The sequence below is a fragment of the Flavobacterium sp. 3HN19-14 genome, from assembly GCF_051373205.1.
Taxonomy (GTDB): Bacteria; Bacteroidota; Bacteroidia; order Flavobacteriales; family Flavobacteriaceae; genus Flavobacterium.
Map to the genome: position 1 here is coordinate 1,988,217 of NZ_JBPPZT010000001.1, position 24,914 is coordinate 2,013,130.

Below are 24,914 nucleotides of genomic sequence, written 5' to 3' on the forward strand. Positions count from 1 at the left end.
TATATAAAATAAAAAAACAAATTTATGATCATAGAACCAAGAATGCGCGGCTTTATCTGCACGACTGCACATCCCGACGGAGCGGCACAAAATGTGAAAAATCAAATTGATTATGTGAAATCAAAAGGTGCTATTGCCGGTGCAAAAAAAGTACTGGTTATTGGCGCTTCAACAGGATTCGGCTTGTCATCAAGGATAACTTCTGCCTTTGGTTCTGATGCCGCTACTATAGGCGTATTTTTTGAGAAGCCGCCAATGGAAGGCAAAACGGCTTCTCCGGGCTGGTACAACTCTGCCGCTTTTGAAAAAGAAGCGCATGCAGCAGGTTTATATGCAAAAAGTATCAATGGCGACGCTTTTTCGAATGAAGTAAAACAACAGGCAATCGATTTGATAAAAGCTGATTTGGGTCAAATTGATCTTGTGATTTACAGCCTCGCTTCTCCGGTAAGGCAGCATCCGGTAACGGGCGTCCTGCACCGTTCGGTTTTAAAGCCGATTGGCGATACATTTACGAATAAGACTGTTGATTTTCACACCGGAAAAGTCTCTGAAATTTCAATAACATCAGCCAACGAAGAAGACATCGAAAATACGGTTGTCGTAATGGGTGGCGAAGACTGGTCGATGTGGATGAAAGCTTTGAAAGACGAAAACCTGCTTTCGCCGGGCGCGATTACGGTTGCGTATTCGTATATCGGGCCTGCAGTGACTGAGCCGGTTTACAGAAAAGGAACTATCGGCCGCGCGAAAGACGATCTGGAAGCAACTGCTTTTTCGATTACGGATGATTTGAAAGATATCGGCGGAAAGGCTTATGTTTCGGTAAATAAAGCGTTGGTGACGCAGGCGAGTTCTGCAATTCCGGTGATTCCGTTATACATCTCGCTTTTATACAAAATTATGAAAGAGAAAGGGTTGCATGAAGGAACAATTGAGCAAATCCAGCGACTTTATCAGCAAAGATTATATTCAGGAAATGAAGTGCCGACAGATGATAAAGGCAGGATCAGGATTGATGATTGGGAAATGCGCGATGATGTTCATGACCAGGTCCTCTGCTTTATGGAAAGAAGCAACTACAGAAAATCTCTCCGAAATTGGTGACCTTGAAGGTTACAGGAAAGATTTTTACAATCTGTTTGGTTTCGACGTAAATGGCGTCGATTATAAAAAAGATGCCAATGAATTGGTTGAGGTCGAGAGTATCAAATAGTCAGAAATCATTGAAAACAATTCAAGCCTTTGATCATTCAAAGGCTTTTTTTATGATAAAACTTCTTTTATTTTGATTATGTCTTAAAAAGCAGAGAATTATTTCTATAATTAATAAAAATGCACCTAATTTGATTGATGTTGAAGTAATTATTTAAGATTTTTTTGTAGTTTAGTCCACTATAACTTTAAACGAAAAACTAATGAAAAAAATTACTTTAATTTTATTGTTTTTGCTTGCTTTTACCAATTGGAGTGCACGGGCACAATCTGGTGAAACCTGCGCAGAAGCAATCGATTTGGCAACGCTGTCATCACCGTTTTCGGGTACTACGGTCGGTGCAGCAAATGACGAGCTTACCTTTTGTAATAATTCCGGTGCGATAATAGATAATGTTTCTCCGGATTTGTTTTATTCCATTTTAGTACCGAATGGTTCTACAATTACAATAGGCCAGACTGCAAATGATTTCGATTCTGCCAATAAGGCTTTTTATGGCGATTGCGACAATAGAACTGAAGTCGCTTGTTTCGACGACAGCGACTTCACTACAGTCACCTGGAAAAATGAAACAGGAACTGACCAAACATTTTATTGGCTTGAAGACGGTTATACTAGTAGTTTTAGCCCAGTACCACTAGAAGGGACATTTACATTGGCTTGGTCAGTTATTGCATGTTCACCGGCAACGGCCACTTATACAGTAGTTTCTGATTGCGACAATGGAGAGCAATTTAATGTAAGCGTTGAGGTTACCGATATGGGATCTGCAACTTCTATCGCAATTTCTGATGACCAGGGTAGTGCGCCTCAGATTGTTACTGCCCCGGGAGCTGTACTATTTGGGCCTTTTGCGAACGGAACTCAGGTTGTTTTTTCAGTAGCCAACGAACAAGATTCAGATTGTACTTTAACGAGCCCGGTACAAACTCAGGCAACATGTCCGCCAAATTGTGCGAACGCGACTGTCATTGCAACTTGTAATGAGCCGACTACTGCAGAAATTGTAGCTGGTAACGGTGCCTGGAACCCATTTAGCTGCGGATGGAATACGCCGGAAACAGAGTTGATTTACAGCTTTACACCGGCAGAAACCGGCGATTATACATTGGAAGTGCTTTCAGCTACCGGAGGTTACATCGATTATTTTTACAAAGAAGCTTCAGGGTCATGTGACGCAACCGGGTGGATATGTATTGACGATAATAATGGAGCGGGAACTGATGCTATCGGTACATTAACAGCAGGAACAACTTATTATTTCTTGCTTGATGGTGAAGGTACAGATGCTAAAACCCATACTTTCCAAATCCAGTGCCTTCCTACCTGTACAGATGCAACGGTAACTTACACTGTTGTTTCTGACTGTGCCAATGGCGAGCAATTCAATGTAAAAGTTGAGATTACCGATATGGGAACTGCCGTTTCTAACACCATTGCTGATGATCAGGGAAGTGCGCCACAAACACTTACAGAAGCAGGAGCGGCGACTTTCTGAACCTTATCCAAATAATACACCTGTCATTTTTACTGTATCAAATGATGATGACAATACATGTGTATTGACAAGTCCGGCTCAAAATCAAACAGCTTGTCCCCCAATAAATGACAACTTTGCAGATGCAATTCCGGTAGAATGTGCAATGACTTATACTGGTAATACCACGTTGGCTACCATTGATGAAGCTTCTGCTCCGGTTGGATTTGGTGTTACAGGAACCAGCAGGAATGTTTGGTATAAATTTACCGGAAATGGTGAACCATCAACGGTTACTTTAGGCTTTTGTCTTTCAGGATACGATACTGCGGTATTAGTTTACACAGGCGAAAGCGGTAACCTTACTGCTGTTGCGGGTAACGACGACTCATGTCTGTCCATTGGGCAGACAGTCGTATGTCAACTTTCATTCCGATGGAACTACAACTTATTACATTGATGTAAGAGGTTATACTGATTTCAGTAACGGAAGCTTTGCTATGGAAATTACCTGTGCTCCGGTTACGCCACCGGCTGTTGACAACCAGACTTGTGATTCTGCCTTAAACGTCCCGACTGACGGTTCTAACACTACTTCAGACAACTCTTTCGGAGATGTAAGTCCGTTTCAGCCATCATGTGATACTTTCGGAAGTATTCAGGATGTATGGTTCTCATTCGTAGCTGGTGCTGATACAGCTGATGTTACTTGCGAAAATCAAACGATGACTTCATTAAACTTCAACATCTATTCAGGTACTTGTGATGCATTAGTGCCGGTTACAGGTACATGTAATTCGAATCTTGTTGCAGCTACTACTGAAAACCTTACTGGCTTGACAGTTGGAACTACTTACTATGTTCAGGTTTGGTCTAGTGCTACTGAGCAGGGAACTTTCTTACTTAGAGTGCTTTCTGCTGAAGCAGCAGTTGGTGATACACCATTCGCAGGATTCTCTTATTCTCCGAATCCTGTAAAAGATGTGTTGAATTTCAATCACACACAAAACATTACCAATGTTGCGGTTTACAATCTGCTTGGGCAACAAGTGATTGCCAAAACTATGAATGCAAATCAGACCCAAATAGATATGTCGCAATTATCTGCCGGAACTTACGTAGTAAAAATTACTGCAGACAGTCAGGTTAAAACAATTAAAGTTATCAAAGAATAACCAAATTGGCAGACGATATGAAAAGCCATCCTTCGGGGTGGCTTTTTTATTTTATAAGGTTTATCTTTGCTGAAATTTCTGCGAATGCAATTCTCACTCATCATTCCGGTATACAATCGCCCTGACGAGGTCAGCGAACTGCTGTCGAGCCTGACAGGATCCGATTATGGGAAACCTTTTGAAGTTGTTATTATTGAAGACGGTTCCACAATTACCTGTGAGCATATCGCGAAAGAATTCTCCGAAAAACTGCAAATTTCCTATTATTCCAAACCCAATTCTGGTCCAGGGAGATTCAAGGAATTTCGGTATGAAAAAAGCCAAAGGCGATTATTTTATCATATTTGATTCCGATTGCATCATTCCGAAAGAATATTTAAGTGAAGTTGACCGCGCACTTTCTGGAAACTACGCCGATTGTTTTGGCGGTCCAGACGCGCACTCGATTCTTTTTCAGACGTTCAGAAATCTATCAATTTCGCCATGACTTCTTTTCTTACTACTGGCGGAATTCGCGGTGGATCTGAAAAAATACATAAATTCCAGCCGCGGAGTTTCAATATGGGACTTTCTAAAAAAGCATTTGAAGCATCCGGAAGGTTTTGGAAATATCCACCCCGGTGAAGATCCTGATTTATCAATCCGATTATGGAATCTTGGCTTTGAAACGAAATTATTGCTGCACGCCTACGTTTACCATAAACGCAGAATCGACTGGTCTAAATTTTATAAGCAGGTTAATAAATTCGGTAAAGCCCGGCCAATATTGAACAGTTGGTATCCTGAACATCGCAAACTCACGTTTTTCTTTCCAACGGTTTTTGACTTGGGATTTCTTGTTGCATTGATTTTGTTAGCAGCAGGAAGTAAGATATTACTTTTGCTTTACGGATGCTATTTCGCATTACTTTTCCTTTCGTCAATTATATCCAACAAAAGCGTTAAAATAGGATTTCTATCTTTAATTGCAGTCGTAATCCAGTTTTACGGTTATGGGTTTGGTTTCCTGAAATCCTTCGTTATGGTTGGATTGTTTAAGAAAAATCCTGAAAAAGTTTTCCCTGAATTATTCTTTAAAAAATAATTTAGCGGAAAGAGATATCATAATCGATTGCGCAAAAAGATTTAAGAATTTTTACGGCTTTCCCGCAACACAACCTGTCGAAAAAATTTGTATTTTGCCTTCAGGGAAGGGGTAATTGCTTCCCTAATAAAAAAATGAATTACTTGGTTACGGGAACGCCGTAAAAATTGTTAAAGCTTTGATTTTGTATAAGAGACGGTATTTTATACAATTCAAAACAACGATTAAAAAGAAGCCATGGCAAAAATAATCGGACTTACAGGCGGTATTGGCAGCGGAAAAACAACCGTTGCACAACTGTTTGAAGCACTCGGAGTTCCGGTTTACATTGCAGATGCTGCGGCCAAAGAAGTTTCTGAAACTGCTGAAGCCATTGCGCAGATCAGAGAAAATTTCGGTGAAGAGATTATCGAAGACAACCGCATCAATCGTTCGTTACTCGCCAATATCGTTTTTAATGATCCCGGAAAACTACAACAGCTCAATCGCATCATACATCCTTTAGTTAAAATCCATTTTGGAGAATGGCTTGAAAACTTCAAGAAATTACCTTTCGTCATCCGCGAAGCCGCCATCCTTTTTGAAAGCGGCAGTTACCTCGACTGCGACAAAATCATCACCGTTACCGCACCTTTAGAAATCAGAATCGAAAGGGTCATGCACCGCGATAACACTTCCCGCGAATCCATCCTGAAACGCATTGAAAATCAATGGTCAGACGAAATGAAAATCGCCAAAAGTGACTTCGTTATCGAAAATATTTCCCCGAAAATACTAAGCTACAGGTAAATAAAATTTACCAGGAATTACAGATTCATTAAAACTTCTTTAAGATGTTAATGTTTGGTTAATGTATTACACGAACAAATGTTAAAATGTTAATTTTGTGATTGATGAATAAAACCTTGTTTCGCTTACTTGTTTTTCTGATGAGCCTTTCCCTGATTGGGATAATTCTGGTTCAGCTGTATCTGATAAATACTTCCCTGAAAAACAACGACGAGCAATTCAAATATCACGTAAAGCAAGTCATTGACAATGTTGCCGAAGACATACAGCAGCAGGAAACATACAGCCTGATTAACGAATATAACAAGTTAAAAGATAGTATCGGGAAGGATCCGAAAACTACAGAGCTGCTCAATTTTATGCTCGTGCAGAACAACCGGATGACCAACGAAACCATCATTTATTCGAGCAGCATCATCGCCGACGATTACCAGATGCCTTCGTTCTTTGACAAGAAAAAAGATTCTATCCTGAAAGCCAAAAGTATTGTTTCAAAAAGCAAAACCGAAATCTATTCAGGAAGCGCCATTGATAAATCTGATATACAGCATAATGTAAAACCAGACGTGACCATCCGCAGGGTGAAAATCCTCGATAAGGCACAATTCGATATGTTCTTCAGGGAAATTGCAGAAACCAAATCACTGAAAGACAGGATTTCAAAAGACAGGCTCGTGAAAATGCTGGCGAAAGAGTTAAAGCAGGCCGACGTTAATACGCCATTCGAATTTGCCATTTACAGCAACGGACTCGCAACGAAAATCAAATCAGATAAGTTCAAGCTCGATAAAAACGCAACTTTCTCTATCCCGATTTTAGTCGATGCAGAAGGCAACAGCAAATACCGACTACTCGTCAGTTTTCCGGAAAAGAAGAAATTTCTTTTTTCTGAGCTGATTTCGATAACAATTTTATCAGTCGTTTTTACGTTGATTATTATCATCGCCTACAGCAGCGCACTGAGCCAACTCATCAAGCAAAGGCAGATTTCAGAAATCAAGACCGATTTCATCAACAACATGACGCACGAATTCAAGACGCCGATTGCAACGATAAACCTGGCTTTAGATGCGATAAAGAATCCGAAAATTATCGAAGACCGCGAAAAAACACAGCGCTATCTTCAAATGATAAGAGATGAGAATAAGCGAATGCACGCACAGGTTGAAAATGTCTTGCGGATTTCAAAACTCGAAAAAAGAGAACTCGAAATCACCAAAGAGCCAATCGATATCCACGAGATCATCGAAGACGCCATGGAGCATGTCAACCTGATTATTGAAGACCGTGAAGGTGTTATCAATCCGCACTTCAATGCCAAACGCACAACCGCATTGTTGAATGATGTACACTTTACCAACGTAATCGTAAATATCCTTGACAACGCAATAAAATACTCGCCGGAAAGGCCGATAATCGACCTTTACACCGAAAATGTAAAAGATTTTGTCATCATTAAAATAAAAGACCACGGCGCCGGAATGAGCAAAGTGGCACAAAAAGAATATTCGAGAAGTTCTACCGCGAACACACCGGCGATCTGCATAATGTCAAGGCCACGGACTCGGGTTAGCCTACGTAAAACGAATCGTAGACGACCACAATGGTCAGATATCAGTAGAGAGTGAAAAGGGGAAGGGCAGTACCTTCATTTTAAAAATACCATTAATAAATTAAAATATGGAAACAGAAAACAAGAAGATTCTTTTAGTTGAAGATGATCCGAACTTCGGTTCAATCCTGAAAGATTATTTAATTCTTAACGATTTTGACGTCACTTTGGCTAAAAACGGCATGGAAGGTTTCGAGAAATTCAAGAAAGATACTTACGACCTTTGCATACTTGACGTAATGATGCCGTACAAAGACGGTTATACGCTTGCCAAAGAAATCCGTGAAAAAAACAAAGATGTGCCAATCATTTTCCTTACCGCGAAATCCATGAAGGAAGACGTGTTGAAAGGTTACAAAGTCGGCGCAGACGATTATCTCAACAAGCCATTCGATTCTGAAGTTTTGTTGATGAAAATCAAAGCCATCATCCAGAGAAAAGCATCAGACAGCAAAACAGACGTAACGAAATTTGAATTCACAATCGGAAATTTCCACCTGAATTCAAAACTGCGTTTCCTGACTTTCAAAGACGAAGAGCCGATCAAATTGTCGCCAAAAGAAAATGAGCTATTGAAAATGCTCGCCATTTACGAAAACGACCTAATGCCGCGTGAACTGGCACTGACCAAAATCTGGAGAGACGACAACTACTTCACTTCCAGAAGTATGGATGTTTATATCGCTAAACTCAGAAAATACCTCAAACCAGACGAAGATGTCGAAATCCTCAACATCCACGGCGAAGGTTTCCGTTTGGTAGTAAAAAACAAAGTTGCAGAATAAATCAAAAGCTTCGGGGAAACCGGGGCTTTTTTTTTTGAAGCCAATCCGGCTATCCACTAATATCTTTTCCCGCCTAAATAAGGCGGCAAAAGGATAACCGTTGCTATCCGGGCTATGGGAGTAGTGGAATTATAAATTACTTTCAACGTAAAGCTTTGCGAACTTCGCGGTAATCTTCGACGCCTTTGCGGTAAAAAATTACTTCCAGTTTAATTGCAGTGCAAAACAAGCCTTTTCATCCTTTTCAATCAAAAAGACATCGCTATTTTCAGTTTCTGAACCATAAATTAAAACGTCATCTTCAAACACCAATTCCTTCATGAAATTCATATCGAAACTTTGTAATTCTTGCATTAAAATCCAATCAGGTTCTACCAAATCAAGAATCCATTCCAAATATTTTACATTATTTACGTGATTTACAATATCTAAATCAGAAATTACAACTTCACGTTGGCCAACGAGTTCATTATTTTCTGCAATCACTACTTTTTTCACTCTTTCAACTGTAGAAAAAATATCAGGATATTTCTCAAAATGATCACTTGGTAAAGCGAGTGCTTCCGGCCGCCTCAATTTCGTATTGAAAACCGCCCAGAAAGTTTCACATCCAACGATTTTTTTACCATTCACATACATTTCCAGAGCACGCACCGAACGCGAATTTTCGAGAGAAACAATCCACGTTTTTACAGTTACGATGTCGCGCCATTTCGGTAATTCCAGGATCTCAACCCGCATCCGGCTCAATACCCACGCCTGATTGAATTCCTGCATATCGCTGAAACTGATGCCTCCAATTTCAGAGTGATAACCAGCTGTCAACTGCAGCATATTGCACAAATCGGTATATTTCAACAAGCCGTTCGGCGTGCATTGCGTGAAATTGATTTCCCATTCTTTTGAAAAAATCGAGGTAAAGTTTTCGGCTATTGGCATGTTTAGATTTTAGAATTGAGATTTTAGATTTTAGATTGAATGAAATCAATAATTTCCAAAACATCGGTTTTGTAATCAAACCACTTGGCATTTTCAGTTCGCCTGAACCATGTCAACTGGCGTTTTGAAAATCGGCGCGTATTTTTTTTAATTTCTTCGATGGCAAAATCAAGATTTGTTTTTCCATCGAAATGATCAAAAAGCTCCCGGTAACCAACAGTTTGAAGGGCATTTAGTGCTGCATGCGGATATAATTTTTCGGCTTCAGGCAACAATCCGGCGGCTGTCATCAAATCGACACGTTGGTTGATCCGGTCGTACATGATTTGCCTTTCGGCCTCGAGTCCGATGATGATTGGTGTAAAATTCCGCTGGTTTTTCTTCTGTTTCAAAAACGAAGAATAAGGTTTTCCGGTGCCAACACAGACTTCAACAAACCGCATTAACCGCTGTGGATTTTGAAGCGTTTGCGGGTTTTCTTTCACAATCGATTCATAATAAACCGGGTCAAGCTCCTTTAGTTTATCCTGCAAATATGAAATCCCGGAGATTTCATATTCCTTTTGAATTTTCTCACGAACGGCAATATCAATTTCCGGAAAATCGTCAAATCCTTTTAAAACAGCATCAACATACAACCCGGAACCGCCAACCATTACTGCGAAATCATTCGTTTTAAACAATTCGTCGAGTTTCACAATGGCTTCTTTTTCAAAATCGCCAACCGTATAACAATCAAAAATCGATTTGTTGTGAACGAAATGGTGCGGTGCTGCGGCTAATTCCTCAACAGTCGGAGCGGCAGTTCCGATACTCATTTCCTTAAAAAACTGCCTCGAATCACAAGAAATGATTTCACATTTAAAATGCTGCGCCAATTGAATGCCCAGTGCAGTTTTTCCAATGGCGGTCGGCCCGATGACAGTGATTAAATACTTCATTTTTTTTCGAGTGAATGGCCGCAATGATAGCAAAATTCTGCATCATCGCGATGGTGGTCGGCACTGCAATTCGGGCAAACCTGCGTGTTGTTGTCAGCTGTTCTTTTTGACATAAATTCTGCTGTCACTAATCCGGTCGGAACAGCGATAATACCGTAGCCCAAAATCATAATCACCATTGAGACAAATTGCCCGAATGGCGTTTGCGGCGTGATATCGCCAAAACCGACTGTCGTTAAAGTCACAATTGTCCAGTAAACTGCTACCGGAATGCTTGTAAATCCGCTTTCAGGGCCTTCGATGATATACATCACAGTGCCAAGAATCACGCAAAGGATGATAACGCTGAACAGGAAAACGACGATTTTCATGCGGCTTTTCTTGAGTGCTTCAACAAGTTGGTCAGAAGCACCGACGAATTGCCCGAGCTTTAAAATCCTGAAAATGCGAAGCAGTCTGATCGCGCGTATCGAAACAAGAAAATGCAATCCCGGAAAAATTAAATCAATATAAGCCGGAATGGTCGCCAATAAATCGAGAATTCCCTGTAAACTGAAAATGTATTTAAGTGGTTTTTTTACTGCGATGATGCGGCCTATGTATTCTAAAGTGAAAAATACGGTGATGATCCATTCGACGATTTCGAGTTCATTGCCGTATTTAGCCTGAATTGAAGCGACACTTTCAAGCATTACTGCTGCGATACTGATTAAAATCAGGAAAATAAGCACGAGATCAAATAATTTGCCGGGCAATGTGTCGGCTTCATAAATGATTTCGTGGAATTTCTTTCTCGCCTTTTCTGTTTTGGACGTATTCAAGCTGCTTTTTTCAGGTATATTCAAATTTACGAAATCCTTTAAAAAGAGATGATTTTGTGGCCTTTATTTCTTTGCAGGTAATAATGGATGATGTTTTTGGTATCGCGATTCGCCTGCATTGGAATAATAAGATTTCGCAATATTTCGACATTATTGATCTGGTAGTTGAGGTCGTAAAAGCAATAACCTCTGAAAATGCCGTTTTCAATCAGGATGGCGCTGCGCTCGTTGACGTTTCTGCCACGGTCGGAAACCACAATATTCTGGTTCTGGAATTGCTCTTTTTCGAGAAATTCTGTTACGCGCAAATTGTATTCTTCAGGCGATTCCTGCCCAATGCACGCACCATTACACGCTTTCATCTGAAATGGAAAGCAATTCGTCTTCACCTCTTCCAAAGCGTTGATTTTCTGGCAGAGTGTATAGCGCTCAGTAATCTTGAACAATTCCCGTTGTGCCTGTTGCTGGCTTGCGAACAACGCAATTTCTTTTTTACGGGCGTCTGTTTCTGCATTTTCAGCGAAAGATATCCGTTCCGAATTTTGTCAAGGTAAATGCCCAGGTAAAAACCGTCTTTTTAAAGGCACGGTTGTAAACGGGTTTGTGGATTTTTATTTCCTCGGATTCCTTAAGCGTTGCAATGAGTTCACTGCCGGTTTCCTCAAAAGTTACCCTGAAAACTTCGGCCTGTATGCGTTTGCACTTGCTCGTCGTTCCTGTAAAATGCTGGTTGATGCGCTTGCGGATATTGCGGCTTTTCCCGATGTAGATGATTTCGCCTTTTTCGTTATGGATGTAATACAATCCGGTTCGCGATGGCAAACTTTCAGACGATATCGAGCAATTTCGGGGCAATTCCTTTTTCGATTTCGAATTTGATGAATGTGGTTACGATTTCTTTGTCGATGTCTTTTTCCAAAAGCATTTTGAAGAGCTTGACGGTTGCCAAAGCATCTCCGCTTGCACGATGCCGGTCTGCCATCGGAATGCCCAAAGCGCGCACTAATTTCCCTAAACTGTAAGACGGTTGTTCCGGAATTAATTTCTGCGCCAATTCAACGGTACAAATGGTTTTTGATTCGAAATTATAACCCAGACGACGGAATCCGTACGCAAAATACGATAATCAAAAACGGCATTATGTGCTACCAAAACGCAATCCTGAGTGATTTCTATGATGCGTTTTGCAACTTCATAAAATTTCGGAGCCGAGCGCAACATCGCATTATTAATCCCAGTCAATTTTACCACAAAAGGTTGAATTGGTTTCTCAGGGTTAACAAGACTAATGAACTGGTCGACCACTTCGTGCCCGTCGAATTTGTAGATGGCGATTTCAGTAATGCCTTCTTCGTTGAATTGCCCGCCGGTGGTTTCTATGTCGAGTATTGCGTACATATAAAATATCAATATCAATTTCAAAAATCAATTTCAATAGGTTCAAAAAGGAATATCATTTTTAAAAATAAAATCACCTTATCATTGATATTGAAGCTAATAACTGACTTATATTATTTCTTTTTATTACTAATCATCTTAGAGGCAATAGCGATTATTTCCTCTACTTCTTTTAAAAGCCATTGCCTTTCATCGTTGTCGCCTTCTTTGATGTATTCAAGAATTTTCAGTGAATTTCTAGATTCTTTAAGTTCTTTAACAGTGAGCGACAGCTTAAATATAAAATCTTTGTCGGAAATACTCCCTTGACGAAGAAAATACACTCAGCTGCAAAGCAAACAAGTCGATTTTCAAAATTATAAATCTTATCAAAAGTTGGTTCAGCTAATTGCATAGGCGTATATAGAAGTTGGTTGGTTTTGATTTTTGATATTGCAATTGATTTTTGATATTGTGCAATTATCGATTTCCAAAGATACTACTTCCAATCCGAACCATGTTACTTCCACATTCAATTGCGAGTTTGTAATCGCCTGACATACCCATTGACAGGATTTCGAGATTGCAGATTTCAGATTTCAGATTTTTGTATTTATCGAAAATTACTTTCAGATTTTGGAATTCCGTTATGATTTGCGCCTGATTTTCTGTAAATGTCGCCATTCCCATCAATCCGCAGATTTTTATATTGTTAAGTTCTTTTAATTTTTCAGAATTTAAGATTTCGTCGAGTTCTCTTTCATCCAAACCAAATTTAGTGTCTTCTTCAGCGATATGTATTTGCAATAAACAATTGATAACGCGATTGCTTTTTAAAGCCTGCTTGTTGATTTCTTCAAGCAATTTTAAACTGTCAACGCCGTGCACCAAACTTACGAACGGCGCCATAAATTTGACTTTATTCGACTGAATATGACCAATCATGTGCCATTCGGTATCTTTTGGCATCTGTTCCCATTTTTCGGTCATTTCCTGGATTTTGTTCTCGCCAAAAATGCGTTGCCCGGCATTGTAAGCTTCCATCAAATCTGACACAGGCCAGGTTTTGGAAACGGCAACCAGCGTAACATCCGCGGGAAGTGCTTTTTTTTATGAAAAGCAGGTTATTTTCAATCGACATTTTTTTCAATTTTTTTATTCAGTCTACAATTCATAAACTACCAAACCACTTCTGAATTTCGGTCGATATAAGTACTTTTCGGCGGCATAATCAGGTTTTGGTTCAGCCAGTTCCTTGATTTCTGAAATTCCGGTTGGAAAAAGCATAAATCCGAGTTCAAATTCGCCTTCATCAACGACTTCTTTGATGGTCACAATTGATTGTTTTCCGGGGATATAATCGATGCGCTCGTCATTGCGTAAATCTTCAATGCCTAAAATTGGTTTGAGCACCTTTTCGTATAAAATCTGCGCGTCAAAGTCTTTCTAATACAGAAGAAAAACTGTATTCATCCTTTAGTGTAAGACTGTAAAATTCGCCATCGAAATACATTCCGAATTCGAATTTTTTAGTGGGTTTCCACAATTCCTGTTCCTTGTTTTTAAGCCAGAAATGCTCGCCCAAAAGCTGCAGGAATTCTTCTTTTGGATGTCCGTTCAAATCACGGATGATACGATTGTATTCATAAATTTTCACGTTGCTTTCGGCAATCAGGAAGCTCATGAAATATTTGAGGTTTTCGTTGCCGGAAGCTTTATCCTGTTCATACAATAACTCTGCTGAGGCGCTTCGATGGTGTCCGTCGGCGATATACAAATCACCAATAATTTCAAATTGCTGTTGCAGCCATTGGATGTCTTCGTTACTTTCGATTTTCCAAAGTGAATGTTTTTCTTTTTGTTGTCGAAAATTCATACAATGCCGGCATTGACTTTTTTGCCATAATCCAACCGCTTAAAGCTTCATTGTCGGGATAAGTTACAAGAACTGGTTCTGTATTGAAACCAATTTGGTGCAGATAATCCTTAAATAATTCAACACGGTATTGCAGCGTATCTTCGTGTTTTTTGATGACGTTGGATTTGTAATCATCAATAGTAGTTCCGGCGATAATTCCGGTGAAAATGCGCTCTTTCGATTGAATTTCGTATAAATAAAAAACCGGTTTGTCTTCTTTTATCAGGATATTCTCTGACTTAAAATCGTTGTATTTCTGGGCGACAAGCTTGAATCTTTTTTCGAGCCCGATTTTCTGCTGGTTCACATAAGCCGGATTCAATACATGCAAAAATGAAAACGGGTTAAAGTCGAGTTGCGACGCCAATTCTGCAGCCGAATATTCGTCATAAGAACGCGAAGTTACAAGTGAAACTTTATCTGACGATGGTCGGACTGCGCGAAAAGGAATGATTTTGGCCACTTATTGATTGTTAATTAAGAGAATTGCTTCGCAACTTTCTCTGCTTTTTTGCTTTCGGAATAATCATAAAAACCCTCGCCGGATTTTACGCCGAGTTTTCCTGCGCGCACCATATTCACCAAAAGCGGGCAAGGTGCATATTTCGGATTCTTGAAACCGTCGTACATGACATGCAAAATCGCAAGACAAACGTCGAGTCCGATGAAATCTGCGAGTTGCAACGGCTCCATTGGATGCGCCATTCCGAGTTTCATTACGGTATCAATTTCGTAAACGCCGGCAACGCCGTTGTATAAAGTTTCAATCGATTCGTTGATCATTGGCATTAGAATTCTGTTGGCAACAAATCCCGGATAATCGTTCACTTCAACCGGAACTTTACCTAATTTTTCAGACAAATCCATGATTAATTTCGTGACTTCGTCTGAAGTATTGTAACCCCTGATGATTTCAACCAGTTTCATAATCGGCACCGGATTCATGAAATGCATGCCGATAACGCGTTCCGGATGCGCCACAACGGCACCGATCTGCGTGATTGAAATCGATGAAGTATTGGTAGCCAGAATGGTATTATGAGAACAAGCGTCGTTGAGCTGCCTGAAGATATTGAGTTTTAAATCGACATTTTCTGTAGCAGCTTCAACCACTAAATCAACGCCAGCAACGCCATCTTTAATGTCTGTGTAAGTAATGATATTCCCGATGGTTTTAAGTTTATCATCTTCGGAAATGGTGCCTTTTGCAACCATCCTGTCTAGGTTTCCGGCTATTGTAGCCATGCCTTTATCAAGCGATTTTTCTGAAACATCGATTAGTTTAACGATAAATCCGCTTTGCGCGAAAGTATGTGCGATTCCGTTGCCCATTGTCCCGGCTCCGATTACGGCTATGTTCTTCATATCTGAAATTGAAATTTAAATTGGAATTTATTTTTTGAAGCAATCGATGATGCGGTAAGCGACTCTCAGGGCTTCGGTTCCCTGTTCTAAAGTCACAACTGGCGTTGTATTGCTGTTGATGGCATCTGCAAAAGTTTCGAGCTCGTCTAAAATGGCGTTGTTTTGCTCGACTTCGGGATTGGCAAAGTAAATCTGTTTTTTTACGCCTTCTGCATTTTGTAAAATCATATCGAAATCGCCTGGATTTTCAGGCGCGTCTTTCATCTTCACTACTTCGCATTTCTTTTCCAGAAAATCAACAGAAATATACGCGTCTTTTTGGAAGAAGCGTGATTTTCTCATGTTTTTGAGTGAAATCCGGCTTGCCGTTAAATTAGCAACACAACCGTTTTCGAACTCAATTCTGGCGTTAGCAATATCCGGAAGTGTCTGAAATTACGGAAACGCCACTCGCATTGATATTTTTCACAGGAGATTTGACTACGCTTAAAATTGCGTCAATATCGTGAATCATCAAATCTAAAACCACCGGAACGTCTGTACCACGCGGATTGAACTCTGCCAAACGGTGCGTTTCAATAAACATCGGATTCTCGATCATGTCTTTGGTGGCTTTGAACGCCGGATTAAAACGCTCAACGTGGCCGACTTGCCCTTTTACTTTGTATTCGTTGGCGAGCGCAATGATTTCTTCGGCTTCTTCGACAGTGTTCGAAATTGGTTTTTCGATAAAAACGTGTTTGCCTGATTTGATGGCGACTTTTGCACATTTATAATGGGAAAGCGTAGGCGTCACGATATCGATTACATCAACGGCGTGAATCAGCGTAGCGATGGTATGGAATTGCTTGTATCCGAACTCTTTCGCAATCTTTTCGCCATTCTCGTGGTTTTCATCGTAAAAACCAACGAGTTCATATTTTTCAGATTGTTGAAGCAAACGCAAATGAATTTTTCCAAGGTGGCCTGCACCCAAAACTCCCACTTTTAACATATTGGTATATTTTCAAACAAAAATAAGATTATTTGTTTAAAAGCGTAAAGTTTACCATTTAAAGTTTGACGGATTTAAAATTTTAAATTCACCTTTCATAATTCATTTACTTTACTATTTTTACCAAAATTAATCACCGCCAATTTTGAAAGATACAGCCAAACATCAGGGACTTCGCAATCAACTCATCAGCGTTTTGCAGGAAAAAGGAATTACAGATAAAAACGTGCTCGAAGCCATCAAAAAACTCCCGCGCCACCTGTTCCTGAACTCGAGTTTTGAAGACTATGCGTATCAGGATAAAGCGTTTCCGATTGGCGCCGGGCAAACAATTTCACAACCTTATACCGTTGCTTTTCAATCGCAATTGCTTGAAGTAAAAAAAGAAGATAAAATCCTAGAAATTGGTACAGGTTCAGGTTACCAGACAGCGGTTTTGTGCATGATGGGCGCAAAAGTTTACAGCATCGAAAGACAAAATGAACTTTTCAAGCAAACGTCTGTACTGCTTCCGAAATTGGGAATCCGCCCGAAACATTTATCATTTGGAGATGGTTATAAAGGTTTGCCGAATCATGCGCCGTTCGACAGCATCATTGTTACCGCCGGTGCACCGATAATCCCCAAACCATTGATGGCGCAATTAAAAATAGGGGAAGGCTCGTCATTCCGCTTGGCGAAGAACACCAGATCATGACACTTTTAATCCGCAAAAATGAAACGCAGTTTGAGAAGCATGAATTTGGGGAATTCCGGTTTGTGCCTTTACTCGAAAATAAAAATTAGATTTATGAAAAAAATACTACTCTTTTTATTGTTTCCAATTATCGGATTTGCTCAAGGTTATACCAGTTATTTTACAGGAAATCCGGTTAATGTCGATACAAATCCATCTCCGGGATTCTGTCTTATGGGTGGCGCGACCGAGCACGATAATGCGATGGTTTGGCTTTTGAAACAGGCAGATGAAGGTGATGTTTTGATTTTACGCTGTTCCGGAAGTGATGGTTATAACGATTACATTTACAGCGATTTGGCCAGCCAGGTGACGGTCAATTCAGTCGAATCGATTGTGATTACTTCAGCGGCAGGCGCTACGAATCCTTATGTATTGAACAAAGTTGCCAATGCCGAGATGATTTGGTTTGCAGGCGGAGATCAATACAATTATGTTTCCTATTTCAAAGACAATGCACTCGAAGATGCCATCAATAACCACATCAATGTGAAACATTATCCGGTTGGCGGCACGAGCGCGGGAATGGCGATTTTGGGCGATCATTATTTTTCTGCACAAAATGGTTCGGTAACTTCTTCGACGGCTTTGAGCAATCCTTACGGCAATACTGTTACGATTGGCGCTTACGATTTTATCAATATTCCGATATTGAACCATACGATTACGGATACGCATTTCGATAATCCCGACAGGAAAGGCCGTTTGATGACTTTTCTTGCCAGAATCGCGACTGATGAAGGCATCCGTTCGTTCGGGATTGCAGCCAATGAATATGTTGCCGTTTGCATTGATGCGGCCGGAAAAGCAAAAGTTTACGGCGATTATCCGAATTATCAGGAATTCGCCTATTTCGCACAGGCCAATTGCGACGACAGTTATTTGCCTGAAACCTGCCAGTCTGGTTCGTCGCTTACATGGAATCAGGGCGGACAAGCCGTAAAAGTCTACAAAGTGCCCGGAACTGCCAACGGCACGAATTATTTCAATCTCAGCGATTGGCAAACCGGATCTGGTGGCAGCTGGGAGAATTGGAAAGTTATCAATGGCGTTTTCTCTTCGGGAGCGGGAACAGCATCGACATGCATTTTAGGTGTTGAAGATTTTACAGGGCAGAATGTCACGGTTTATCCGGTGCCGTTTGATACCGAAATCCGCTTCAACGGTCTTGATAAAGCTACAGTAATAATTACCGACAGTCAGGGCAGAAAAGTGTATGAAAATAAGGCTGTGAAAGAAAACGAAACCATAAATACCAGCAATTTTGCTTCAGGAATTTATGTGATTTCGATTGAAAAAGACGGCAAAAAAGTAACCCGAAAAATCGTCCGCAATTAACGGAAAGCTTTTTTAAGCCTGTCGATATCCCTTTTTGTATCCTGTTCTTTAAGCGATTCGCGCTTGTCGTAGGTTTTCTTCCCACGGCAAAGTGCGATGTCAAGTTTCGCCATTCCTTTTCGTTGGTGAACAATTTCAGCGGCACAATCGTCAATCCTTTTGCCTGCACGTTTTTCGCCAGGCCTTTCAGCTCGCGTTTATTGAGCAAAAGCTTGCGTTCGCTTCGGGCTTTATGGTTGAATTGGTTGCCGAACGCATATTCATCGATATTGGTGTTGATCGCGAAAAGCTCTCCATCTTCATTAAATTCGCAAAAACTCTCGGTAATATTGGCTTTGCCGAGGCGGATCGATTTGATCTCGGTTCCTGCCAAAACAATTCCGGCCGTATACGTTTCGATGATTTCGTAATCGAAACGCGCCCTTTTGTTTAAGATATTTACAGTTTTCAGCATAGGAAGGCAAAGGTAATCACAAATGTTCGAAACCGCAATTTTAAGGATGGATAAGTGTGTCGTTGATGGTGTTTCCCTGGATTTTGATGCTATAAAGATTACCGAATTCAGATTCGTCGATGTCTTTGTATTTATCAGTGCCAAGCAACTGATTGATGTGTTTCGGAATCGTATTGCTGTGTCCGACAATTACAATGATTTTTCCCGGATTGGCTGCCGCAAGTGCTTTTAAATCTAATGTTGCAGGCGAATAAGCGATTAATTCGAGTCCTTTTTCGATGCCAAAGGAAACGCTGTCGACTGCGTTCTTTTGTATTGCGTGCTGTAAATCAGGTCAACAGGAATATTTTCAAAATACTGCATCCAGAATTGCGCCCGTTGTTTTCCTGCTTCTGATAATTCAGGATCGGCCGCCATTGCTGCTTTTTCCGCATGACGGAACAAATAAATTGTAGTTAGGGGTTCGTTTTGGGCATTCATATTCTGCATAAAGATTGAAATCAGGATAAAATATATTTTCTTCATTGCTTTCATTAATGTACGACTTCTAATTTACGTATTTTTGCCGGATGGAACATAAGAACAATCCGCTGCACGGCATCACTTTGCAAAAGATGCTCGAACAACTTGAAGCACATTACGGTTTCGATACGCTTGGCGAACTTATCAAAATCAAGTGTTTCAATGAAAATCCGAGTATCAAATCGAGCCTTGCCTTTCTTCGGAAAACCGATTGGGCAAGAAGAAAGTCGAAGCGCTTTACATAAAAACATTACCAAAATTTCAATAAAATCAGCTTTCAGCCAAACCTTTCCATTTCTTAATCACAACCGACAGATACAACATCATAAGGATTACTACCGGAATATTGATAAGAAAAACCAGTTCATAACTCTCGATCAGCATCGTAATGGTCGGGAAAGCATTTCTTCTCATCTCATAATCGAGGTCATACGAATAATAGCCGCTCGCGTATTTTGCAATTTCAAGTCCGGTGTAAAACAACAACGGTAAAATTATCGGCAAGATCCACAAAATCACATTGAGTACAACTCCGGAAATGTTTTTTCCTTTTCCCGAAGCGACAGTGGCGAAAAAATAAATTATGATGGCAATTGCAATGATACAACTCACATAAAGGTAGAGTTTTTCGGTGCCGGCCATCGCGCTGAACAATCCGGTTAGCATATTGAGCACGCCAAATGAAATAAGGGCAATCAGCCAGTTTCTGCCGGATGTGGCGCGGAAAGAAAATACGGCGATTGAAAACGCGAGCGCTGCATAAAATATATTTCTCAACATACCGGCATCTGCGGTCGGATTGACCCAGCTTCTGGCGATTGTATCGTAAGAATGGTTAAGTTGCTCGGCCGGAACAAAATATTTGTTATAGATATATTGGTCGTTGCCAATAACTTTCAGGTATTGATTGGCGGTGTCGATTTGTGTCCTTCGGTTTTCATAATCATATTGATTCGGGTTGTAATACTCGCGTTCTTCGGTTCCGATTTCCTTATAGCGCATAAAATCAGGATAGTCGTATACGAGGCCTGTTGATTGTTCAGCCGTAATATTTGCAGGCAGGTAATGTTCTTTGGCGATTTTCATGTATTGCTGCAGCGCGGCTTGCACCGAATCTTTCTGGTTATGAACAAGCCAGTCTTTTATGCGGACTCTTAAAAGGGAATCCTGCTTTTGATTGGTAAACTGGAATCCCTTAATGTTTTTATTCATCAATGAATTGACGTGGTATTTATGCCCGCGGTAATTAAAACTATCAACCCGCACGTTTACAATAGTTGACGCACTGTCTGCCGTTACATATTCATTGAAAACATAGCCGCTTTTGTTCATAAAGAATGCGCCGACGCTTAAAACTTTACAGCGCCTTACAGCTTCATCTTTGGTAAAATAGCTGCGGACTTTCGTATCTTTTCCGTAAAAATAACTAAATGAAAACGTGCAGATCAGCAAGGCGCCACACAGCAATAATGCCCATTCACTGAAAAGCGAAAATTTCTTTATTGGATAAAATGATTTATATGCATTATTCTTAAAATAAAAAACCAGCCAGATGACAGCAATCAAAAAGGCTAAAAGCACACCGAAGAAAACGGCGGTTCCGTCATTTCGATTTGAAAGGTAATTGTCGTCGGTTTCAGTAAAATCGATCGCGCCGTTGGCATATCCTATTATAAAAAACAAAATATTGAAGGCCAGTGCGGTCGCGGCAATCGGCACGATTTTCAGGTTCCATAACAACGAATAGTTGATCAACAGGTATTTTTGGATGTTTTTGAACATAATTTTTGGTTTTAGGAAACGAAGAATCTGCGCGTCGAATTGGAAATATCCCGCAAGTAAAGTACCGGTACCTGTTGTGCGACAAGCAACGCCATGAAGTTGTAAATGGTAAAAGTTTCGGGGAAAGTTGCGATGTAAGTGCCACCGTTAAATTGTAAAGAAATCAGGTTTTTGTCTTTGAAAATTTCACCCAACTGGCTTTGCGACCAACCACTTTCAAATTCTATTACGAGATGATTTTGCTGAATTTCTTTAAATTCTTCTGTCGCCGAAACCTTATTATGTAAATTCTTCTGAACGCCATTTTTAAGGAAAATAACCTGGTCGGAAGTTTTTTCGACTTCATACAACTGCTGCGAACTCAATACAATTCCGATAGGACGGAAAGGCGATTTGGCAATCGACCTGAAATCTTCCAATATCGTTTGCTGCGCCAGAATGTCAAGGTTCGCGAGCGGCTCGTCAATCAGCAAAATTTTAGGTTTTCTGAGTAACATCCGCGCGAGTTCAAAACGCATTTTGTAGCCGGATGAAAGGCTTTTCCAGCTGTGGTCGCGGAACTTTCGCAACCCCAAACGCGCTATGATTAATGTTACAACAAGTTCATTTTCTTCAGGTTTATAGCCGTAAGAAGCCGCAGTAAACTGCAGGTTTTCATACATCGAACCATACCAGGTATCTGTCCTTTGCGGAATATACACCAGTTTGGTGCGCAAGTCGTAAGTGTCCCCGTAATCAAAATGGTATTGCAATTTGCCTGAACTCGGAAATAGTTCGCCGCACAAAGCGCGCAACAGAGTAGTTTTTCCATTCCCGTTTTCGCCGACAAGGCCGAGGATTTCACCTTCGTGGATTTCCATATCAATTGGGCCGAGTGAAAAGCGCGACATGCCGTATGACTTTTGCAGTTTTTCGGTACTGATAAGGATTTTTTTCGGCGGAATCGGTTTTGCAGAAAGTTCGTTGTAAAGTGCAGAAAGCATTGCTTCAAAACGCACTTTTCTGCCTTCGGCATCGGTTTCGTTCTGATCAATCCAGTTTAGGAAATCGCAGGTTTGCTTATAAAAAGTGATATTTTCGGTGTCGAGCGTAAGGTCGATGATGCGTTTGGTAAGCAGCGAAAAATCCTCAAATTTGAGGTAATCTTTTATTTGCTCAAATTGTTGTTGAAATTCATTCATTACAAGTGATATTTAGCCAAATGTAAAGAATTACTTATTGCAATGAGAGGAAAGCAAAAAAAAAAACCCGACTATTTCATCGGGATTTGAATTTATTGAACGGGTATTAAGAAACTACAATTGTATGGGTTAAGAAAGTACCGTCGGCTTTTTTAAAATTCAGTACATAAGTTCCGGCAGTAGTTCTGTTAAAATCAAAATTCTTCGATTCTGTCACCGACTCTTCGTTCACACAGGCGCAAGGGTCAACATCAACCATTACGGTTACATTTTGGGTACTCGTACCATTTATGGTGGAAAATTCTGAAAAAGTCGCACAGGACGACCTCAGATAAGTCACATTTAGTGTAATGGTTTGGTTAACGGAGGCAGTATTGGGCCAGTTACAGCAGTAGTGCCAATGCCGATAGTTTGCTCGCAGCTCGCGGAAGAAGAACTGTGAAGGTCGCAAGCTGTAAAGGTTACGGCTGCAAATAAGATAAAAAGGATTGATTTTAACTTCATAATTTTAGTTTTGTTTATAAAATAAAGATGCAATTTTTGCGAAAAGGTTGCTCCTTTAACGGTTCCATGATTTCTTCAGCAGCGAATACACAACTGTATCTAAAAATTTTCCATTAAAAAATTCATTTTCCAGAAAGTGCGCTTCTTTTATAAAACCGTTTTTTTCAAGGACTTTCGCCGAGGCAATATTTTCAGGATCGATGACGCCTTCGAGAGAATTCAGCTTTAAATCTTCAAACCCGTATCGTACAATTGCTGCAACCGCCTCGGTGACAATGCCTTTTCCGTTGTATTGGGGTAAAATCATATAGCCGACTTCTGCGCGGTAATTCCCGGGTTGAATCCTGTAAATGCCCATAATTCCAATGCATTCCGGATTGCCTTTTATCGTCACTGCCTAATTGATGCCTTCGTTATTGTCAATCTTTTCATTGATCATTGCAATGTGCGCGAGCGTTTCTTCATCGTTGGTGACAAGCGGGCGCGGAATGTATTTCATAGTTTCCGGATCAGACCGCAATGCAAAAACGTTCCTGATGTCACTGTTTTCAAGCCGTCGCAGCAAAAGTCTTTCTGTTTCAAGAATTGGAAAAGGCGTAAAATTGAGTTCTAACATATCAATATCAATTACAAAGGTCAATTACAAAGGTCAATTACAAAGGTCAATTACAAAATCAATTACAATTACAAAAAATCAATTTCAAAAATTAATATCAGGTTTGATTTTTGAAATTGAACTTGACATTGATTTTTTATAAGATTTCGATTCGGAATGCAGCTTCAAAAATACCATTAATTCCGATATTTTGGATGCCTTGTTTTTGCGTAAAATCACCATTGCTGTCAATTGCATCTGAATGACCAAACCAAGGTTCAATGCAAAGAAATGGCGCGTTGGCCTTCGTCCAGATGCCCAAATGAGGAAAATTTCCAAAATGTACTTTTAAAAACGGATTTGCATTTTTCAGGATGGAAAGCCCTTTAGATTGCAGCTTTTTAAAAATCAGGGCATCATTTTCAAACATCGAATAATTTAAGCCATTTTCACCGTTTTTCGTCGTCAATAAGGAAGTTTTTGGCGAAATCAAATCGCTTTCAAGCAAATGATATTCCGGATTTTCATCATTATCGAATACAATGGCATAATCCTCAAAATTGCCAGGAAGCGCAAACGCAGGATGTGCGCCCAAAGAAAACCACATTGTTTTTTCGTCATTATTGAAAACCCTGTAACTGATGATAAGGCCTTTTTCTTTAAGCGTATAACTAATTTCGAAGATAAATCTGAACGGATAATTTTTTATCGTTTCTTCTGTCGACGTTAATGAAAAAGTAACGCTGTCGGCCTTAGTTTCCTTCGCAGAAAATTCCATATCGCGTGCAAACCCGTGGCGTGAAAGCGAATAATTTTCATCCTCAAAAATATACTCATTATTTTTTAGCGTACCCACAATCGGAAACAGCACAGGCGAGTGCTTGCCCAAAAATCAGGATTGCCTTCCCAGATGAATTCTTTACCGGCGGTATTTTTAAGTGAAATGAGTTCGGCGCCTTTCGGGTTGATGACGGCGGTAAGATGGTTGTTCGAAATTGTTATGTTCATTCTTAAAGAAATATTTGCTTCACAACAAATTTAGCAGATTAAATCTAAATCATAGATTTCACGGTGCTTTTTTGGGCGTTCCCCTGCGGGTTGGGCTATCCGCAGTATCTGCCATTGCGGAAAGTTTCATTCAAAAGGAAATAATAATGTGCAATGTCAGGATACTTGCTGCTATCCCTAACGCGTGTGTGTCGCCTGAACTTTTACTATTTCAAATCATTTTCAATGAATAACAGAAAATCCGCGGATATCTGTATAATCCGCGTCATCTGTGTCCCATCATGCAATACCCTGAACCCAA

General features: G+C 40.3%; 20 protein-coding genes and 10 pseudogenes. 11 read left to right on the forward strand and 19 right to left on the reverse strand.

The genetic code is table 11. The features are described from left to right. Nucleotides 1-24 precede the first annotated feature (24 nt). From fabV to ACSLFW_RS10650, 8 genes and pseudogenes are all read left to right on the forward strand, one after another. Nucleotides 25-1,216, forward strand: a pseudogene (fabV, locus tag ACSLFW_RS10615) (enoyl-ACP reductase FabV). Nucleotides 1,217-1,418: 202 nt separating this feature from the next. Next, nucleotides 1,419-2,714, forward strand: a complete 1,296-nt coding sequence (locus ACSLFW_RS10620) for a hypothetical protein (protein ID WP_436555715.1) — start codon at nt 1,419-1,421, stop codon at nt 2,712-2,714. Next, entirely contained in the window at nt 2,659-3,153 is a 495-nt protein-coding gene (locus ACSLFW_RS10625; protein WP_436555716.1) for a hypothetical protein, read from the forward strand. The genes ACSLFW_RS10620 and ACSLFW_RS10625 overlap by 56 nt, the downstream gene beginning before the upstream one ends. Continuing rightward, nucleotides 3,095-3,868 carry a T9SS type A sorting domain-containing protein gene (locus tag ACSLFW_RS10630; RefSeq protein ID WP_436555717.1) on the forward strand — a complete coding sequence of 258 codons (774 nt, stop codon included), beginning with the start codon at nt 3,095-3,097 and terminating at the stop codon, nt 3,866-3,868. The genes ACSLFW_RS10625 and ACSLFW_RS10630 overlap by 59 nt, the downstream gene beginning before the upstream one ends. An 84-nt stretch (nt 3,869-3,952) precedes the next feature. Continuing rightward, nucleotides 3,953-4,952: pseudogene (locus ACSLFW_RS10635) on the forward strand (glycosyltransferase). Between the two features lie 237 nt (nt 4,953-5,189). After that, nucleotides 5,190-5,741, forward strand: coding sequence for a dephospho-CoA kinase (gene coaE, locus ACSLFW_RS10640; RefSeq protein WP_436555718.1), 552 nt, complete (start codon nt 5,190-5,192; stop codon nt 5,739-5,741). Between the two features lie 104 nt (nt 5,742-5,845). Further along, nucleotides 5,846-7,418 (forward strand): annotated as a pseudogene (locus ACSLFW_RS10645) (sensor histidine kinase). Nucleotides 7,419-7,421: 3 nt separating this feature from the next. Next, nucleotides 7,422-8,138 carry a response regulator transcription factor gene (locus ACSLFW_RS10650; protein WP_436555719.1) on the forward strand — a complete coding sequence of 239 codons (717 nt, stop codon included), beginning with the start codon at nt 7,422-7,424 and terminating at the stop codon, nt 8,136-8,138. Between the two features lie 198 nt (nt 8,139-8,336). Here the strand turns inward: ACSLFW_RS10650 and ACSLFW_RS10655 are convergent, their stop codons facing one another. The 9 genes and pseudogenes from ACSLFW_RS10655 to ACSLFW_RS10695 form a co-directional block, all read right to left on the reverse strand. Further along, nucleotides 8,337-9,077, reverse strand: coding sequence for an acyl-[acyl-carrier-protein] thioesterase (locus tag ACSLFW_RS10655; protein ID WP_436555720.1), 741 nt, complete (start codon nt 9,075-9,077; stop codon nt 8,337-8,339). Nucleotides 9,078-9,100: 23 nt separating this feature from the next. Continuing rightward, on the reverse strand, nt 9,101-10,018 hold the full coding sequence (gene miaA / locus ACSLFW_RS10660) for a tRNA (adenosine(37)-N6)-dimethylallyltransferase MiaA (protein WP_436555721.1): 918 nt from the start codon (nt 10,016-10,018) through the stop codon (nt 9,101-9,103). Next, entirely contained in the window at nt 10,015-10,839 is an 825-nt protein-coding gene (locus tag ACSLFW_RS10665; RefSeq protein ID WP_436555722.1) for an ion transporter, read from the reverse strand. The genes miaA and ACSLFW_RS10665 overlap by 4 nt, the downstream gene beginning before the upstream one ends. A 38-nt stretch (nt 10,840-10,877) precedes the next feature. Next, nucleotides 10,878-12,237 (reverse strand): annotated as a pseudogene (locus tag ACSLFW_RS10670) (exonuclease domain-containing protein). A 113-nt stretch (nt 12,238-12,350) separates the two neighbouring features. Beyond that, nucleotides 12,351-12,560: a four helix bundle protein gene (locus ACSLFW_RS10675; protein ID WP_436555723.1), complete on the reverse strand. Its 210-nt coding sequence runs from the start codon at nt 12,558-12,560 to the stop codon at nt 12,351-12,353. Between the two features lie 136 nt (nt 12,561-12,696). Beyond that, nucleotides 12,697-13,357 (reverse strand): annotated as a pseudogene (locus ACSLFW_RS10680) (YggS family pyridoxal phosphate-dependent enzyme). Nucleotides 13,358-13,380: 23 nt separating this feature from the next. Further along, nucleotides 13,381-14,597: pseudogene (locus ACSLFW_RS10685) on the reverse strand (DUF1015 domain-containing protein). 14 nt (nt 14,598-14,611) lie between these two features. Next, nucleotides 14,612-15,499, reverse strand: coding sequence for a 3-hydroxyacyl-CoA dehydrogenase family protein (locus ACSLFW_RS10690; RefSeq protein WP_436555724.1), 888 nt, complete (start codon nt 15,497-15,499; stop codon nt 14,612-14,614). A gap of 27 nt (nt 15,500-15,526) precedes the next feature. Further along, nucleotides 15,527-16,493 (reverse strand): annotated as a pseudogene (locus ACSLFW_RS10695) (Gfo/Idh/MocA family protein). A gap of 226 nt (nt 16,494-16,719) precedes the next feature. Here ACSLFW_RS10695 and ACSLFW_RS10700 point away from each other — a divergent pair. Further along, nucleotides 16,720-17,279, forward strand: a pseudogene (locus ACSLFW_RS10700) (protein-L-isoaspartate(D-aspartate) O-methyltransferase). A gap of 4 nt (nt 17,280-17,283) precedes the next feature. Then, complete coding sequence (locus tag ACSLFW_RS10705) at nt 17,284-18,567, forward strand: T9SS type A sorting domain-containing protein (RefSeq protein ID WP_436555725.1); 1,284 nt, start codon at nt 17,284-17,286, stop codon at nt 18,565-18,567. Here ACSLFW_RS10705 and ACSLFW_RS10710 read toward each other — a convergent pair. The 3 genes and pseudogenes from ACSLFW_RS10710 to ACSLFW_RS10720 form a co-directional block, all read right to left on the reverse strand. Continuing rightward, nucleotides 18,564-18,680, reverse strand: coding sequence for an SsrA-binding protein (locus ACSLFW_RS10710; RefSeq protein ID WP_436557512.1), 117 nt, complete (start codon nt 18,678-18,680; stop codon nt 18,564-18,566). The genes ACSLFW_RS10705 and ACSLFW_RS10710 overlap by 4 nt on opposite strands. Next, a pseudogene (gene smpB, locus ACSLFW_RS10715) lies at nt 18,636-19,021 on the reverse strand (SsrA-binding protein SmpB); the annotation flags it as partial. The pseudogene smpB and the gene ACSLFW_RS10710, both read right to left, overlap by 45 nt. A 258-nt stretch (nt 19,022-19,279) precedes the next feature. Further along, nucleotides 19,280-19,546, reverse strand: a complete 267-nt coding sequence (locus ACSLFW_RS10720; RefSeq protein ID WP_436555726.1) for a histidine phosphatase family protein — start codon at nt 19,544-19,546, stop codon at nt 19,280-19,282. Between the two features lie 44 nt (nt 19,547-19,590). Between ACSLFW_RS10720 and ACSLFW_RS10725 the strand changes: the two genes are divergently transcribed. Next, nucleotides 19,591-19,788 (forward strand): VF530 family DNA-binding protein, encoded by a 198-nt coding sequence (locus ACSLFW_RS10725; protein WP_436555727.1) that lies wholly within the window; start codon nt 19,591-19,593, stop codon nt 19,786-19,788. Between the two features lie 25 nt (nt 19,789-19,813). Here ACSLFW_RS10725 and ACSLFW_RS10730 read toward each other — a convergent pair whose 3' ends face one another. The 7 genes and pseudogenes from ACSLFW_RS10730 to ACSLFW_RS10760 form a co-directional block, all read right to left on the reverse strand. Next, a complete protein-coding gene (locus ACSLFW_RS10730) occupies nt 19,814-21,325 on the reverse strand; it encodes a hypothetical protein (RefSeq protein WP_436555728.1) in 1,512 nt (503 codons plus the stop codon). An 11-nt stretch (nt 21,326-21,336) separates the two neighbouring features. Beyond that, nucleotides 21,337-22,506 carry an ABC transporter ATP-binding protein gene (locus ACSLFW_RS10735; protein ID WP_436555729.1) on the reverse strand — a complete coding sequence of 390 codons (1,170 nt, stop codon included), beginning with the start codon at nt 22,504-22,506 and terminating at the stop codon, nt 21,337-21,339. A gap of 106 nt (nt 22,507-22,612) precedes the next feature. After that, complete coding sequence (locus tag ACSLFW_RS10740) at nt 22,613-22,846, reverse strand: hypothetical protein (RefSeq protein WP_436555730.1); 234 nt, start codon at nt 22,844-22,846, stop codon at nt 22,613-22,615. Nucleotides 22,847-22,848: 2 nt separating this feature from the next. Next, entirely contained in the window at nt 22,849-23,010 is a 162-nt protein-coding gene (locus ACSLFW_RS10745) for a hypothetical protein (protein ID WP_436555731.1), read from the reverse strand. Nucleotides 23,011-23,065: 55 nt separating this feature from the next. Next, nucleotides 23,066-23,626, reverse strand: a pseudogene (locus ACSLFW_RS10750) (GNAT family N-acetyltransferase). A gap of 136 nt (nt 23,627-23,762) precedes the next feature. Beyond that, a complete protein-coding gene (locus ACSLFW_RS10755) occupies nt 23,763-24,461 on the reverse strand; it encodes an aldose 1-epimerase family protein (RefSeq protein ID WP_436555732.1) in 699 nt (232 codons plus the stop codon). After that, on the reverse strand, nt 24,449-24,613 hold the full coding sequence (locus tag ACSLFW_RS10760; RefSeq protein ID WP_436555733.1) for a hypothetical protein: 165 nt from the start codon (nt 24,611-24,613) through the stop codon (nt 24,449-24,451). The genes ACSLFW_RS10755 and ACSLFW_RS10760 overlap by 13 nt, the downstream gene beginning before the upstream one ends. Between the last annotated feature and the right edge of the window lie 301 nt (nt 24,614-24,914).